Origin of the sequence: Sphingomonas sp. PAMC 26605 (assembly GCF_000241485.1) — a bacterium.
Lineage (GTDB): Bacteria > Pseudomonadota > Alphaproteobacteria > Sphingomonadales > Sphingomonadaceae > Sphingomonas.
In genome coordinates this window covers 2,239,621-2,255,452 of the sequence record NZ_JH584241.1, presented here as the reverse complement: position 1 = coordinate 2,255,452, position 15,832 = coordinate 2,239,621, and the positions used below count along the sequence as shown (strand labels likewise).

10 protein-coding genes are annotated in these 15,832 nt (G+C 67.3%); 6 read left to right on the top strand and 4 right to left on the bottom strand.

The annotated features are described in order from the left end of the window. The first annotated feature begins 60 nt into the window (after positions 1–60). Entirely contained in the window at positions 61–1,587 is a 1,527-nt protein-coding gene (gene lnt / locus RH90_RS10540) for an apolipoprotein N-acyltransferase (protein ID WP_010185576.1), read from the top strand. A gap of 73 nt (positions 1,588–1,660) precedes the next feature. After that, on the top strand, positions 1,661–2,881 hold the full coding sequence (gene metK, locus RH90_RS10535; protein WP_010185575.1) for a methionine adenosyltransferase: 1,221 nt from the start codon (positions 1,661–1,663) through the stop codon (positions 2,879–2,881). 42 nt (positions 2,882–2,923) lie between these two features. Here metK and RH90_RS10530 read toward each other — a convergent pair whose 3' ends face one another. From RH90_RS10530 to RH90_RS10520, 3 genes are all read right to left on the bottom strand, one after another. Then, the gene (locus RH90_RS10530; protein WP_010185573.1) at positions 2,924–3,553 is read right to left on the bottom strand and encodes a hypothetical protein; all 630 of its coding nucleotides are present in this window, start codon (positions 3,551–3,553) and stop codon (positions 2,924–2,926) included. Between the two features lie 94 nt (positions 3,554–3,647). Further along, positions 3,648–4,277 (bottom strand): phosphatase PAP2 family protein, encoded by a 630-nt coding sequence (locus RH90_RS10525; protein ID WP_010185572.1) that lies wholly within the window; start codon positions 4,275–4,277, stop codon positions 3,648–3,650. A gap of 59 nt (positions 4,278–4,336) precedes the next feature. Continuing rightward, complete coding sequence (locus tag RH90_RS10520) at positions 4,337–5,146, bottom strand: formate/nitrite transporter family protein (protein ID WP_010185571.1); 810 nt, start codon at positions 5,144–5,146, stop codon at positions 4,337–4,339. A gap of 82 nt (positions 5,147–5,228) precedes the next feature. Here RH90_RS10520 and trmB point away from each other — a divergent pair, with 82 nt between their 5' ends. Continuing rightward, complete coding sequence (trmB, locus tag RH90_RS10515) at positions 5,229–5,909, top strand: tRNA (guanine(46)-N(7))-methyltransferase TrmB (protein WP_010185570.1); 681 nt, start codon at positions 5,229–5,231, stop codon at positions 5,907–5,909. Between the two features lie 433 nt (positions 5,910–6,342). Beyond that, positions 6,343–9,045, top strand: a complete 2,703-nt coding sequence (locus tag RH90_RS10510) for a glycoside hydrolase family 3 C-terminal domain-containing protein (RefSeq protein ID WP_010185569.1) — start codon at positions 6,343–6,345, stop codon at positions 9,043–9,045. Positions 9,046–9,316: 271 nt separating this feature from the next. Here RH90_RS10510 and RH90_RS10505 read toward each other — a convergent pair whose 3' ends face one another. Beyond that, complete coding sequence (locus RH90_RS10505) at positions 9,317–10,888, bottom strand: alpha-L-arabinofuranosidase C-terminal domain-containing protein (RefSeq protein WP_037492732.1); 1,572 nt, start codon at positions 10,886–10,888, stop codon at positions 9,317–9,319. Positions 10,889–11,375: 487 nt separating this feature from the next. On the opposite strand from RH90_RS10505, the gene RH90_RS10500 reads away from it, so the two are divergent. Together RH90_RS10500 and RH90_RS10495 are read left to right on the top strand one after the other, a co-directional pair. After that, on the top strand, positions 11,376–12,695 hold the full coding sequence (locus tag RH90_RS10500) for an efflux RND transporter periplasmic adaptor subunit (RefSeq protein ID WP_010185567.1): 1,320 nt from the start codon (positions 11,376–11,378) through the stop codon (positions 12,693–12,695). 11 nt (positions 12,696–12,706) lie between these two features. Next, a complete protein-coding gene (locus RH90_RS10495; protein WP_010185564.1) occupies positions 12,707–15,829 on the top strand; it encodes an efflux RND transporter permease subunit in 3,123 nt (1,040 codons plus the stop codon). The last annotated feature ends 3 nt before the right edge of the window (positions 15,830–15,832 follow it).

The window sequence follows — 15,832 nt, the reverse complement described above, 5'->3', positions numbered from 1 at the left end:
CGAGGGAGGAATGAAGGCTGGCGTTGCGTTGCTCCGCCGATCCCGCGATAGCCGCACGCGATGACCCAACGTCCCGCGCTCTTCTCGTTCCTGCTCGGCGGAATCGCCGCGGTCGGCTTCGCGCCGCTCGGGTGGTGGCCCGTCACGCTCGGCTGCCTCGCCGCGTGGATGCTGCTCGTCCATCAGGCGCCGACCCGCAAGGCGGCGCTGTGGCGCGGCTGGCTGTTCGGTTTCGCGCATTTCGCGATCGGCAATAACTGGATCGCCAAGGCGTTCAGCTTTCAGGACGCGATGCCGCATGCGCTCGGGTCGATCGCACCGGCGTTGCTCGCGCTTTACCTCGCGATCTTCCCGATGCTCGCCGCGACCGTGGCGTGGAAGCTGCGCCGCCCGGTGCTAGACGCAAGCTATGTGCTGATCTTCGCGACCGCCTGGATCGCGACCGAATATTTGCGCGGTACGCTGCTGAGCGGCTATCCGTGGAACCCGCTGTCGGAGATCTGGCTCCCGCTGATCGGTGTCGCACGCAGCGCGCAGTGGATCGGCACCTATGCGCTGTCGGGCGTGACGATTCTCGTCGCGGGCGCGCTGCTACTGGCACTGCGCCGTAACTGGCGCCTGCCCGCCGCGGTCGCGGCCCTGCTGGCGATCCTGACGCTCGGCTCGCTCGCCCCGGCGATCGCCCCCAGCGCACCCAACGCCCCACGCATCCGCGTCGTCCAGCCCAATGCCGCAGACGAACAGCGCCCGCGCGACGATTATGCCGAGACCAATCTGCAGGCTCTGGTGAGGCTCAGCGGCAAGGCCGGCCCTGCTCCACGGATGATCGTCTGGCCCGAGGGAGCGCTGCGCTATCTCCCCGAAAGCGGCTATCCGTTCCAATATTATGCCGAGACCCCCGGAACCGTCCGCCGTCGCATCGCCGCCGCGCTCGGCCCGCGTGACGTCGTGCTGACCGGCGGCAACGCGCTCAACTTCGATGCCGCGGGCGCCGTCACCAGTGCGACCAACTCGATCTTCGCGATCGACGCCACCGCGCGCATCCTCGGCCGCTACGACAAGGCGCATCTCGTGCCGTGGGGCGAATATCTCCCCGCGCGCCCATTAATGTCCGCGATTGGCCTGTCACGACTCGTCCCCGGCGATTTCGATTTCGCGCCGGGCAAAGGTCCCGACGGACTCGACCTGCCCGCCTTCGGCCGCATCGGCTTTCAATTGTGCTACGAGATCATCTTCTCGGGTGAGGTGGTTCAGCCAGGCCACCGCCCCGTGCTCTTGTTCCAGCCGTCGAACGACAGCTGGTACGGCTATTGGGGCCAGGCCGAGCATCTCGCCCAGGCCCGCATGCGTGCGATCGAGGAAGGTCTGCCGGTGATCCGCGCGACGCCGACCGGCATTTCGGCGATCATCGACGCGCAGGGCCGGATTCTCGCATCGATTCCCGCCGACATAGCGGGCGCGATCGAACTGCCGATCCCCCGCGCCGAACCGCCCACGCTGTTCGCGCGGACCGGCAATCTGATGGCGCTCTTGATCGCAATCATCCTCGGGCTTTCGGGGTTTGCATTGCGCCGTCGGGCACGATAGGGCGGCATATAAGGAAAGCTTTATATCAGGCATGGCAACGGCCGAAGCTCTCCTCAACACGAGGATCTCACACATGCGTTCCAATTTTCTCTTTACCTCCGAGTCGGTTTCGGAAGGCCATCCCGACAAGGTCGCCGACCAGATCAGCGACACGATCGTCGATCTGTTCCTCGGCAAGGACCCCTATGCGCGCATCGCGTGCGAGACGCTGACCACCACCAATCTCGTCGTCCTCGCGGGCGAAATCCGCTGCAAGGGCGTGTACGAGAATGGCCAGTGGGCCGATGGCGCGCTCGCCGAGATCGAGGCGGCCGTCCGGGGCACCGTCAAGGAAATCGGCTACGAGCAATCGGGCTTCCACTGGGAGACCTTCGCGTTCCACAACAACCTCCACGGCCAGTCGGCGGAGATCGCGATGGGCGTCGATGAAGGCGCCAACAAGGACGAAGGCGCCGGCGACCAGGGCATCATGTTCGGTTACGCCACCGACGAGACGCCGGGCTTGATGCCGGCGACGCTCTATTACAGCCATAAGATCCTCGAGCGCCTCGCCGCCGATCGCCACTCGGGCGCCGCGGCATTCCTCGAGCCCGACGCGAAAAGCCAGGTTACGCTCGAATATGAGAACGAGGTTCCCGTTCGCGCGACCGCGCTCGTCGTCTCGACGCAGCACAAGGCCGGTTATTGCCTGCAGGGCGACAATGCCGATCCGAAGCTTTACGAAGAGCTGCGCGCCTATGTCAGCGGCGTGATGCACGACGTCCTTCCCGACGGCTTCATCAGCGACAAGACCGCGATCTACATCAACCCGACGGGCGCGTTCGAAATCGGCGGCCCCGATGGCGACGCGGGCGTCACCGGGCGCAAGATCATCGTCGACACCTACGGCGGCGCGTCGCCGCACGGCGGTGGCGCCTTCTCGGGCAAGGATCCGACGAAGGTCGATCGCTCGGCCGCCTATGTCGCGCGCTACATGGCGAAGAACGTCGTCGCCGCCGGCCTCGCGCGACGCTGCACGATCCAGCTGTCGTATGCGATCGGCATCGCCGAGCCGCTGTCGCTCTATGTCGACCTGCATGGGACGGGCACCGTGCCCGAAGCCAAGATCGAGGAAGTGCTGCCGAAGCTCGTCCGCCTGACGCCCAAGGGCATCCGCGAGCATCTCAAGCTCAATGCGCCGATCTACAAGCGGACGGCAGCATACGGTCACTTCGGGCGCGAACCCGATGCCGATGGCTTCACCTGGGAAAAGACCGATCTGGTCGACGCGCTCAAGCAGGCCGTCGCCGCCTGATCCGGCACCGAGCGCGGCCTTGCGCCGCGCTCGGTTCGCTTATTACGGCTGGTTAGCCGAGAAGACTGACGGATCGAACCGCGCCGGCAGCACGCGCGGCGCCGACGGCGCACCATCGAAGGCGGCGTGCGCGGCGGCCGGATGGGCGGTGAAGTGCAGATCGTCGGCCAGATAGGCGGTGATCGGCGTATCGGCGGGAAGCCGTCCGCTGGTGCCGTGAATAAACATCATCGGCCACGATATGAACAGCGCGCCACCGATCGCCAGCACGCCCTGATCCAGACCCTGTCGCGCCGAACGCCCCGAGATCCGCACCGGGCCCGACGGCGTCTCGACATAATCGAGCCGAACCTCGATCTCACCGCGCTTGCCGAAATTGCCGTTCCGTTCCGAGCGCATCACTTCGCCGACCGCGATCGATCCGACCGGGACGACGATCTCGCCGTGATAGACCAGCGGCTGGGCCACCTCGAGATAGAAGCGGTCGCCCGAGCGCGCTTCCTTGGTATTGAGTTCGGTGCGCGTCGTCAGCTGCAGCGGCATCCCCATCGGGAAATAGGACGACGCCGCGCCCGCCGGCGCCGGCGCGGCCCAATGCACGCTATATTGCGCCGCCGCGATCGACGGAATGCATCCGGCAAGCGCGACGTTTGCCCAGAAACCCAGCTTCATCAGAATGCCCCCGTTTGATCGCGGATTGAGGCACCTTTTTAATACGCTTGATTTTACCGCAGCTTAGAGAACGCGATGAAGATCCCGTTAGGCATCATGAAAGGGTTGTCTCCTTGCTTCGCTCTGCGCGTGCGTTGAGCACGCGAAGGACTGCGGGTTCGGCTATTCGGATGATCGCGCTCGTCGCCTTCTGCGCGACGAAGCCGATCGCCGCCCCGGCGACCGTATCGAGGATATAATGCTTGCCGCGCGGCATCTGCACCGCCGCCACGCCCGCTGCCACGGCGTAGGCGGGCCCGATCGCCGCCGGCACGTCTTGCGCGATCGCCCCCGCGACCGCGACCGCGCCTGCCGTGTGCCCCGACGGAAACGAGGTCTGTGCATGATCGTCGCTGCTGCCGGGCGCAAAGCGGTGTTTGCCCGACTCGATCGCCTTCGCAGGCCGAGTCCGATCGACCGAGCGTTTGATCGCGGATTTGATCGCGGTGGCGATCACTTCGCTCGCCAGGATGCGGATGCCGTTACGGAGCAAGGTCGGGCGGCGCAGCACCGCACCGACGACAATCGTACCGATCCCGAGCATGACGAGCGGCGGTTGGTCAGCCGCCTCGCTCAGCGTCCCAGCGAGTTTGACCGCGGGATCGTCGCGATGCGCCGCCGCGCGGTGCGTGGCCTTGCGATCGGCGCGCGATAGCGTGCGCGCGGCGTTGACGATCTTGCTCATCTGCTGTGTCCCGTTGCTCGCGACCCTAACGCCGGGCGCGGCCGATTGGCTCCGCTCCGCTATGCCGCTTCCTCGCGCACCTGCGCATGCGCGAGCACCGCGAACAGGCCCGCACCGCCGAACAGATTTCCAAGCACCGCCGGCACGAGGAAACCGAGCGCCTTCGCCACGCCGATCTTGCCCGAAAAGAGCAGCAGGAATGCCTCGCTCGACCCGACAACCGAATGGCTGAACCCGCCGATTGCGACGACATAGACGATTCCGAAGACCACGAAGAACGCCTGTTCGCGCGCATTGGGCAAGGTCCAGGCGACGATTGCGATCAGGAAACCCGCCGGCACCGCATTGAGGAAAGTCCCGAGCACATCATGCTCGGTGATCTTCATCGACACTTCGAGCATCGCCGCGCGCATCGCCGGGTCGCCAAGGTCGAGCGTCGCGAAGGCCAGCGCGACGAGCGCGGTCCCGATCAGATTGCCGCCGAGCACGACGCTCCACAAGCGCAGCGTCCGCCCGAGCGCGAGCCACGACGGCTCGCTGACGAGCGGCAGCATCGCGGTGACCGTGCTCTCGGTGAACAATTGCATGCGCCCGAGGATCACCATCAGGAAGCCGATCGGATAGCCGATCGCGATCAGTAGCGGCCGCGCCGCCGACGGCGCGCTGTGCGCCGCGATCGCCGCTTCGGCAATCAGCGACGCGGTGATCGCAAGACCGCCCGCCACCGCCGACCAGAACAACGATCCGGTCGGACGCTCGAGCTCTTCCTGCCCCTCCTCGCGCACCGCGCGGTGCAACTCGCGCGCATTGGCAGCCTTGAGTTCCTCGACATCGCCGCTGTCGGTTTGATCTTCGTCGCTGTCCGCCATGATGCCCGCCGTGTCGTTGAAGCCGTGTAACGACCGCGACGGGACTTTGCTCCGTCGCCCACGCCCGCTAGAGGCTGCGCGGATGACCGATCCAATGACGACCCGCCGCCTCTATGGCCGCCGCCAGGGGCACAAGCTCCGTCTGGGCCAGGCCGATCTGGTCGAGCGCCTGCTCCCGGACATCAGCGTTCCAGAAGAAGGGCCGCTCGACGCGGTCACGCTGTTCGCGAAGGACTGCCCGCTCGAGGTCGAGATCGGCTTCGGCGCGGGCGAGCATCTCGCCGGCCAGGCGATGGCGCGACGCGAGACGGGCTTTATCGGCTGCGAGCCGTTCCTCAACGGCGTCGTCGGCGCGCTCAACCATGTCCGCGACGAGAGCCTCGACAATGTCCGCCTCCACATGGGCGACGCGCTCGACGTGCTCGAGCGGCTGCCCGACGCGTCGCTCTCGCGCGTCTATCTGCTCCACCCCGATCCGTGGCGCAAAGCGCGCCACGCCAAGCGGCGGATGGTCAATCACGGCCCGCTCGATCTGATCGCGGCGAAGCTCAAGCTCGGCGCCGAATTCCGGCTCGGCACCGACGATCCGACCTATTGCCGCTGGGCGATGATGGTGCTCGGCCAACGCCGCGACTTCGTGTGGCGCGCGCAAGACGCCGCCGACTTCCTCACCCGACCCGACGACTGGCCCGAGACGCGCTACGAACGCAAGGCGCGTCGGCAAGGGCGCGAAGTGTGGTACTTCCGGTTCCTCCGCGTCTAAGGCGAATCGCCGTTTCGCTCGCGACCTTGCGCGGACCGCAGGAGCGAACCGCACCGCTGTCGACCGCCGACAGACCACGCGAGCTGCGCTAACCTCCCGATACACGCGAATTCAGGTTGTCCGACTATTGACGCGTTACCAGTCAAACGCCTAGCTTCCCATATCGGTAGCGCTAACAGGACTTTGGCGCGTGCCACAAGCGTCGGCTGAGACCGGCGAGCAGCGGGGGAAGGATGACTGGGATCGGACCTCGGGTTCATCGTCGTGGCGCGCCGTCCGGCTGCTCCGCGGCCGGATGCGTTCCCTTCCTGCGGCACGACAAAGTCCTCCAAAACTCGCGAAAATCGATCAAACCCGTCGGCTTCCACGCTGCCGCGGGTCGCCCGGTTCGCCGCCGACGCTCCGACTTTTCCGTCCTTATCTGAGGTGCATCATGGCTTCGACCTTCTCCGTCCTGTCGCGAACCGTTCTGCTGCTCGGGAGCGGTATGGCCGCGATCGCGAGCCAGGCGCAGGACGCGCCCCCTCAACCGACCGTGCTCGCGCAGCCGAGCGCGGTGCGGGCCGACGCCGATCGCCTGGCGCGCGCGATCGTCGCGCGAATGACGCCGGCGGAAAAGCTGCCGCAGTTGCTCAACGTCGCCCCCGCCATCCCGCGGCTGAACATCCCAGCCTATAATTGGTGGACCGAATCGCTGCACGGCGCGATCGGCACCGTGCCGACCACCAACTTCCCCGAACCGATCGGCCTCGCTGCGAGTTTCGACGCACCGCTCGTCCACCGCGTCGCCGGCGCGATCAGCACCGAGGTGCGCGCGCTGCACACGCTCGCCCGCGAGACGGGCAAGCTCGGCCGGATCGGCACCGGGCTCGATACCTGGTCGCCCAACATCAACATCTTCCGCGATCCGCGCTGGGGACGCGGCCAGGAAACCTATGGCGAAGACCCCTATCTCACCGCGCACCAGGGCGTCGCCTTCGTCACCGGGATGCAGGGCCCCAACCCGGACCTGCCCGAGGTCATCGCGACACCGAAGCATTTCGCGGTGCACAGCGGCCCCGAATCGACGCGCCACGCCGCCAACGTCTATGTCTCGCCGCACGACCTGGAAGACACCTACCTCCCCGCGTTCCGCGCCGCGATCGTCGAGGGCCGCGCCGGTTCGATCATGTGTGCCTACAACCGGATCGACGGCCAGCCGGCCTGCGCCAACGACCTGCTGCTCAAAGACCATCTGCGCGGTGCCTGGGGCTTCAACGGCTATGTCGTGTCGGATTGCGACGCGGTGAAGGATATCGCCGACAACCACAAATATGCGCCCGACCAGGCGACCGCAGTCGCCGCTGCGCTGAAGGCCGGAGTCGATAATGAATGCAACACGCAGACGATCGGCGATATCGGCGGCCTGCCCGATCGCTTCGGCGAGGCGCTCAAGCGCAATCTGATCTCAGAGGGCGATGTCGACCGTACGCTGGTGCGGCTGTTCTCGGCGCGGATCCGCAACGGCGACCTGCCCGGCATCGCCGCGGCGCCCGCGGTCGTGCCGGTCGGCGCAATCCTCACGCCCGATCATGCCGCGCTCGCGCTCGAGGCGGCGCAGAAGAGCCTCGTGATGCTCAAGAACGACGGCGTGCTGCCGCTGCGCCCGGGCGCGCGGATCGCGGTGATCGGTCCGCTCGGCGACGCGACGCGCGTGCTGCGCGGCAATTATTCCTCGACCCAGTCGGCGCCGCCCGTGTCGGTGGTCGAAGGCCTGCGCCGCGCGGCGGGCGCAAGCGCGGTGACGCTGGTGCCGTTCGGCGAATCGATCACCGATGGCGACCGCGTCCCCGGCAGCGCGCTGCGCGCACCCGACGGCAAGCCCGGTCTGCTCGCCCGCTACTTCAACCCGGTGACGCCGCCGCCGCTGCCCTTCGCGCCGGGCACCGACCGCGCGGCCATGGCGGCGCTGACCTACCAGAGCAGCCCGGTCGTCACCCGGCACGAATCCGACGTCGCCGCGCGCGCGCTCGATCTGCCCAAGGTCAACGACTATCATCGGACCGAATGGACCGGCTTCCTTGTGCCGCCGGTCACCGGCAGCTACCGGCTCGGTCTCGGCGGCAGCGGGCTGCTCGAACTCGACGGGCAGACCTTCCTCGATGTCGATGGCGCGCACCACGGACCGCTCGCGACGCTCAAGACGGTCCCGTTGCAACAGGGCCATCGCTATCGGCTTCGCGTCGTCTCGACCGCGCGCGGCTTCGGCAATACCGACCTGGTGTGGAAGCTCGTCTCGCCGCAGCCCGACGCCGACCTTGCGGCGGCGGCGGCAAAGGCCGACGTGCTCGTCGCGGTCGTCGGGCTCACCTCCGACCTCGAGGCCGAGGAGACCGGCGTCGATGTTCCCGGCTTCAAGGGCGGCGACAAGACCACGCTCGATCTCCCCGCCGAGCAGCAGGCGCTGCTCGAACGCGCGCACGCGACCGGCAAGCCGCTGATCGTGATCGCGATGAACGGCAGCCCGATCAACCTCGCCTGGGCGAAGGACAATGCCGCCGCGATCGTCGAGGCATGGTATCCGGGTCAGGCGGGCGGGCTCGCCGTCGCCAACGTGCTGACCGGCAAGGCCGATCCCGGCGGGCGCCTGCCGCTCACCTTCTACCGCAGCGTCGCCGACCTGCCGCCGTTCGACGATTATGCGATGACCGGGCGCACCTATCGCTATTTCACGGGCACGCCGGTCTATCCGTTCGGCTATGGCCTGAGCTTCACCAGCTTCGCGTATGCGCCGTTGACGGTGACGCCTGCCGCAGGTGGCGCCGAAACCGGGCTGCGCGTGACGACCGAGGTCAGCAACACCGGCCAGCGGGTGGGCGACGAGGTGGTGCAGCTCTATCTCAACTTCCCCGACCAGCCCGGCGTGCCGCGCGTCGCGCTGCGCGGCTATCGGCGCGTTACGCTCAAGCCGGGCGAGCATCGCGCCGTGACCTTCGATCTGTCACCACGCGATCTCAGCGCGGTCGGGATCGATGGGAAGCGGCAGGTGATGGCGGGCCAGTACCGGGTCAGCGTCGGTTCGGGGCAGCCGGGGACCGGCGTGCCCGTGCAGTCAGCGCAGTTCACGACGGTGCGTGCGGCGTCGGTACCGCTGTAAAGCGCGCGCGGCTTCCCGCTCCCGTTCGCCTTGTCGAAGGGCACCTATCTTCCGCGCGATCGCTCGCGTGGAGAGGCGCCCTTCGACACGCTGAGGGCGAGCGGGGGATGGGTAGAGGATTTCGACCTGACCTAAAACGCGCTTCCCCGGCGAAGGCCGGGGTCCAGTCGTGGGCCAGTCAGGTGGGGCGCTGCGCCCTCTTACCACGGCCATTCCGACTGGACCCCGGCCTCCGCCGGGGAAGCGCTTTTTCAGGTGGTCGCAAGCGGAATCAGCGCAAGTCGAGCACCACCACCGACTTGGCTGGGATCGTCGCGGTCAGCGTGCCGCCGGCGACCTGTGCCGCCGTGAACGCCACGGGTTTCACCACATCGGGCTGTTCGAAGCTGTTATGCGCGTCCATCGTCGCGCCGGTGACGATCCGCCCCGAAACGCTGGTCGCGCTCACCCCGGCGAGTGCGACCGACAGCGGGATCGACCGATTGGGGTCGAGATTGACCAGGGCGACATGCACTTGCCCCGCCGTGTCGCGCACCGCCGAGACGCTGATCGCCGGCACCGCCACCGCATCCTTGTGATACCAGGGCGACTTGACCTCGATCGGCAAGGTCGTCGCGTCCATCCACGGCAGATAGAGATCGAACACCCAATAGGTCGGCGTCTTGACCATCTTCGCGCCGTCGGTGAGCAGCATCGCCTGGAGCACGTTCACCATCTGCGCGATCGCCGCCATCTTCACGCGATCGGCATGGTGCGCGAAGATGTTGAGGTTGAGCCCGGCGACCACCGCGTCGCGCACGCTGTTCTGCTGGACGAGGAAGCCCGGGTTGCTGCCCGGTGCCGGATCGTACCACGTGCCCCATTCGTCGACGACCAGCCACACCTTCTTGGCGGGATCGTATTTGTCCATGATCGCCGCATGCTTGGTGACGAACTCGTCCATCTGCAGCGTGTGCGCCATGGTGCTCGCCCATTCGCTCTCGGGGAAGCCGAGCGCGGCGCCCTTGTCCACCCATTTCTGGTCGCGCGGACGCGTGTAATAATGCAGCGACAGGCCGTCGATGTTCTTGCCCGACAGCCGCATCAGCGTGTCGGTCCATTCGTAGTTCGAGTCGCTCGGGCCGCTGGCGATCTTGAGCATCTTGCCCGAACCCGATTTGGCGAAGGCCGCATAACGGTTGGTGAGATCGGCGGCGTATTCGGCGCGCATGTTGCCGCCGCAGCCCCACAGCTCGTTGCCGATGCCGAGATAGGCGACCTTGAACGGTGCGGGATGGCCGTTGGCGGCACGCTCCTTGGCGAGCGTCGAGCCGTTCGGCGAGGTCATGTATTCGACCCACTGCGCAGTCTCGCTCGGGGGGGCGCTGCCGACGTTGGCCGAGACATAGGCCTCGGCGCCGAGGCGTTCGATGAAGCCCATATATTCGGTGGTGCCGAAGGCATTGTCTTCGTTGACCCCACCCCAATTGGTGTTGATCTTGACGGGACGCTTCGCGCGCGGGCCGACGCCGTCGCGCCAATGGTATTCGTCGGCGAAGCAGCCGCCGGGCCAGCGTACCGTCGGCACCTTGATCGCGCGCAGCGCCTCGATCACGTCGCGGCGATAGCCGTGATCGTTGGGGATCTTCGAGCCCTCCCCGACCCAGATGCCGCCATAGATGCCGTGGCCGAGATGCTCGGCGAACTGGCCGAACACCTGGCGCTGCATCACCGGGCCGGGACGGTCGGCATGGAGCGTGGCGGTGGCGGCGGAATCGTCGGCGCGCCGCTCCTGCGCGGCGGCAAAGGCGGGCGCGACCATCGTCGCCAAGAGACAAGCCTTCAATACGGCGCGACGGGTCATGGTATTTCCTTGCGAGCGGTCGAGTTACGGAAGCGGGGCGAAGCGGCGCCTGGCAGTCGAACGGCCAGCGCTGGGTGACCGGAGCGGGATGCAGAATGACGGGCGTCCGGACGCAGCGCGATCAATGCAGTCATCCCGTCATCTCCCCGAACGATGGAGCGCCCTTTACGCGCCCGCTGTTCTTGTCGGACTATAAAGCCGCATGCCGAGGCGTCAACGGACGGTGCAGGCCGGCCGATCGACTGCCAAGACGCGGTGCGACACGGCTTCGCGAGGCAGGCGCTCCGGCAACCTGTCGGCCCGACCGGCGCCGAGACGAGCGCGCCGCCCCGGCCTCCCGTGTCGTCACCGGGTGGTCCGTTGCCCTGCTCCCAACCCCGACCGCCCCAATTGTCCTACCCGCCTGGCAAGATTTGCGACAATTGATTGATTGACACGACCGGCCCGGCGATGCGGATGCGGTTCCAGATTGCTGCGGAAGCCCCCTATGCCCGAGTTCGAGACGAAGACCACGCCCGACGGCCCTATCCCAAGCGCGCCGCGTCGGATCGGCACGCGCGGCCGGACGATCAGTTGGATCGCCGGGATCGCCGGCTTGCTCCTGCTCGTGCTGTTTGCGGTGTGGCTGTCGCATGCGAGTTCGGGGACCGGGCCGGGCGGCGGCAACGGCGGCGGCGGCCGGCGTGGCGGCGGCGGTCGTGGCGGCTCGGGTGGCCCGGGTGGCCCGGGCGGCGGCGGTCAGCCGACGACGGTCGCGAGCGTCAAGGCGATCGCGGCCGATCTACCGGTAGTGGTCGAGGCGCTCGGCACCGTCACCCCGGCAGCAACGGTGACGATCCGCCCGCAGGTCTCGGGAACGATCACCAAATTGCTCTATACCGAGGGGCAGCTCGTCAAGAAGGGCCAGGCGCTCGCGATCATCGACCCGCGGCCGTATCAGGCGGCGCTGCTGCAGGCGCAGGGCGCGCTGGTGCGCGACCAGGCGCAGCTCGCCAATGCGCGCGTCCAGCTCAGCCGCTACAATACGCTGCTCGGCCAGGATTCGATCGCACGACAGGACGTCGATACGCAGGCGGCGACCGCGAAACAGCTTCAGGGAACGATCGCGATCGACCGCGGCGCGGTGCAGCAGGCGCAGATCAACCTCGGCTATACGCGGATCCTATCGCCGGTGTCGGGGCGCGTCGGCCTGAAGGTGGTCGATGTCGGCAATTACATTGGTGCTGGCGATACCAACGGCATCGCGGTGGTGACGACGCTCCAGCCGATCGACGTCGAATTCGCCGTGCCGCAGGACCAGGCGCCGGTGATCGCGAAGCGGATCAACCAGGGCGCACAGATCCCGGCGATCGCGCTCGATCGCACCCGGACGCAGACGCTCGACCAGGGCCGCTTCTCGACGCTCGACAATCAGGTCGACACGACGACCGGCACGATCAAGGGCAAGGCGCGCTTCGCGAATGCCGGCAACCAGCTCTATCCGAGCCAGTTCGTCAACGTGCGGTTGACGGTCGACACCGCCGCCAACGCCATCACGATCCCGCCCGCGGCGGTCCGCTCGGGGCAGGACAGCGCGTTCGTCTGGCTGCTCAAGAGCGACCGCACCGTCACGCAGCGCAAGGTCACCACTGGTGTCACGAGCGCCGACAAGGTCCAGATCCTCACCGGCCTCAAGCTCGGCGACACCGTCGTCACCGACGGCGGCGACCGGCTCAGCGAAGGCGCCAAGGTCGCGCTGCCCGGCGACAAGCCCGCCGCGCGCGGCGCCGGCGGCGGGCGGCGCAGGCGCGGCGGACAGGGCGGCTGAGCGGCAGCGCGATGAGCCCGTCCCGCATCTTCATCCTGCGCCCCGTCGCGACCGCGCTGCTGATGATCGGCATCGTGCTGGCGGGCTTTGTCGGCTTCCGCATGCTGTCGCTCTCGGCTTTGCCCGAGGTCGATTATCCGACTATCGAGGTGACGACGCTCTATCCCGGCGGCAGCCCCGAGGTGATGAGCCAGACCGTCACCGCCCCGCTCGAGCGCCAGTTCGGCGAGATGCCGGGCCTGTCGCGGATGGCCTCGACCAGCACCGCGGGCGCCTCGGTCATCACGCTGCAGTTCGGGCTTTCGGAGGGGCTCGACGTCGCCGAGCAGGAAGTCCAGGCGGCGATCAACGCGTCGTCAGCGCTGCTCCCGGCCGATCTCCCCGCGCCGCCGGTCTATGCCAAGGTCAACCCGGCCGACGCGCCGATCCTGACGATCGCGATCAGCTCGGACACGATGCCGCTGACGCAGGTCCAGTCGATCGTCGACACGCGGCTCGCGCAAAAGATCAGCCAGATCAGCGGCGTCGGGCTCGTCTCGCTCGCCGGCGGCCAGAAGCCCGCGATGCGGATCCGCGCCGATACGCAGGCGCTGGCGAGCTACGGCCTGTCGCTGTCGCAGCTGCGCACCGCGATCGACAATGCCAATGCCAACAGCGCCAAGGGCAGTTTCGACGGGCCCAACCGCTCGTACCAGATCAACGCCAACGACCAGCTCGAGACGGTCGACGATTACAAGAATTTGATCGTCAGCTACTCGGCCAACGCGCCCGTCCGGCTGTCGAGCGTCGCGCAAGTGACGCAAGGCGCCGAGAACGCGCGGCTCGGCGCGCTCGCCAACACGACGCCCGCGATCATCCTCAACGTCCAGCGCCAGCCCGGCGCGAACGTGATCCAGACGACCGACGCGATCAAGGCGCAGCTCCCCGTGCTGCTCAAGAGCCTGCCTGCGGGCCTCAAGGCGACGACGCTCGCCGACCGCACGACGGGGATCCGCGCCTCGGTCAGCGATGTCGAGTTCGAGCTGGTGCTCGCGGTCGTGCTCGTCGTGCTGGTGATCTTCTTCTTCCTGCATTCGGCGCGCGCGACGCTCGTCGCCGGGCTCGCGGTGCCGATCTCGCTGATCGGCACGTGCGGGGTGATGTACCTGCTGCACTACAGCCTCGATAACCTGTCGCTGATGGCGCTGACGATCGCGACCGGCTTCGTCGTCGACGATGCGATCGTGATGATCGAGAATATCCAGCGCCATATCGAGGAAGGCATGGCGCCGTTCGAGGCGGCGTTGCAGGGCGCGTCGGAGATCGGCTTCACGATCATCTCGCTCACCGTTTCGCTGATCGCGGTGCTGATCCCGCTGCTGTTCATGGGCGACATCGTCGGCCGGCTGTTCCGCGAATTCGCGGTGACGCTGGCGATCACGATCCTGATCTCGGCGGTGGTGTCGCTGACGCTGACGCCGATGCTGTCGGCACGCTGGCTGAAGCGCCCGGCGGACGAGAAGAGGAGCCGCATCGCTGAGCGCTCGGCCGCCGCGTTCGGCTGGGTCGAGCATCATTACGAGCGCGGGCTCGGCTATGTGCTCGACCGCCGCTTCGCTACGCTGATGGTCGCGATCGCGACCTTCGCGCTGACCGTAATGCTCTATCTCGTCATCCCCAAGGGGCTGTTCCCGACACAGGATACCGGCCAGCTCCAGGCGCGGCTGATCGCCTCGACCAGCGTGTCGTACGACAAGATGGCCTCGCTCCAGGCGCAGGCGGCCAAGGCGATCCTGCAAGACGGATCGGTCGCCTCGCTGTCGTCGTTCGTCGGGGTCGACGGGTCGGACAATGCCACGCTCAATTCGGGCAGCATGTTCATCAACCTCAAGGAGAGCCACGGCGCGCAGGCCGACGTCATGCAGCGGCTCAAGGACGCGGTGGATCGCATTCCGGGCGTCACGCTCTATCTCCAGCCGACGCAGGATCTGACGATCGACGCCGAGAGCGGGCCGACGCAGTTCCGCTTCTCGGTCGAGGGATCGAACACCGCCGACGTCACTGCCGAGGCCAAGCGCATCGCCGCCGCCCTGCAATCGGTGTCGAAGGTGCGCAACGTCACCACCGACGCGGGCGCGCAGGGGCAGGCGGCGTATATCAACATCGATCGCGATTCGGCGGCGCGGCTCAATATCACCGCGTCGAGCGTCGACGATGCGCTCTATTCGGCGTTCGGGCAGCGGATCGTCTCGACGATCTTCACCGAGACGACGCAATATCGCGTGATCCTCGAGGCGGCGCCGGGGCTGCTGACCGACCCCGCCTCGCTCGGGCTGCTCCATGTGCAAGCCTCCGGCGGCGCCACGCCGCTCAGCGCGATCGCGACGATCAAGGCGGGGACTTCGCCGCTGCAGGTCAATCACGTCGCGCAATTCCCCGCGGCGACGATCGGCTTCGACACCGCGCCGGGCGTATCGCTCGGCACCGCGGTGAACGCGGTGCAGGCGAAGATCGCCGACTTGCACCTCAAGACCGGCATCTCGACCAGCTTCCTCGGCGCGGCGGGGGCCTTCTCTTCGTCGCTGTCGAACCAATTGTATCTGATCCTCGCGGCGATCGTGTGCGTCTATATCGTGCTCGGCGTGCTGTATGAGAGCTTCATCCATCCGCTGACGATCCTGTCGACGCTGCCCTCGGCGGCGGTCGGCGCGCTGTTCGCGCTATGGATCACGGGGCATGATCTCGACGTGATCGGGATCATCGGGATCGTGCTGCTGATCGGTATCGTCAAGAAGAACGCGATCATGATGATCGACTTCGCGATCGCCGCCGAGCGCGACGAGGGGCTCGCGCCGTTCGACGCGATCCGCCAGGCGGCGATCCTGCGCTTCCGCCCGATCCTGATGACGACGCTCGCCGCGCTGTTCTCGGCGGTGCCGCTGATGCTCGGCAGCGGCGAGGGCGCGGAGCTGCGCCGGCCGCTCGGCATCGCGATCTTCGGCGGGCTGCTCGTCAGCCAGTTGCTGACGGTGTTCACCACCCCCGTGATCTATCTCTATTTCGATCGCGCGCAGCAGGCCTTCGCCAAGCGTGGCTGGGGAGCCCACAAATCCCCCGACGTCGGCCCCGAAGCCGAAGCGCACCCCTTACGGTGACGG

Coding starts and splice junctions, on each gene's coding strand:
- RH90_RS10495 (WP_010185564.1), top strand. CDS start 12,707: ATGAGCCCGTCCCGCATCTTCATCCTGCGCCCCGTCGCGACCGCGCTG.
- RH90_RS10520 (WP_010185571.1), bottom strand. CDS start 5,146: ATGGCGGACAGCGACGAAGATCAAACCGACAGCGGCGATGTCGAGGAA.
- lnt (WP_010185576.1), top strand. CDS start 61: ATGACCCAACGTCCCGCGCTCTTCTCGTTCCTGCTCGGCGGAATCGCC.
- RH90_RS10525 (WP_010185572.1), bottom strand. CDS start 4,277: ATGAGCAAGATCGTCAACGCCGCGCGCACGCTATCGCGCGCCGATCGC.
- metK (WP_010185575.1), top strand. CDS start 1,661: ATGCGTTCCAATTTTCTCTTTACCTCCGAGTCGGTTTCGGAAGGCCAT.
- RH90_RS10505 (WP_037492732.1), bottom strand. CDS start 10,888: ATGACCCGTCGCGCCGTATTGAAGGCTTGTCTCTTGGCGACGATGGTC.
- RH90_RS10530 (WP_010185573.1), bottom strand. CDS start 3,553: ATGAAGCTGGGTTTCTGGGCAAACGTCGCGCTTGCCGGATGCATTCCG.
- trmB (WP_010185570.1), top strand. CDS start 5,229: ATGACCGATCCAATGACGACCCGCCGCCTCTATGGCCGCCGCCAGGGG.
- RH90_RS10510 (WP_010185569.1), top strand. CDS start 6,343: ATGGCTTCGACCTTCTCCGTCCTGTCGCGAACCGTTCTGCTGCTCGGG.
- RH90_RS10500 (WP_010185567.1), top strand. CDS start 11,376: ATGCCCGAGTTCGAGACGAAGACCACGCCCGACGGCCCTATCCCAAGC.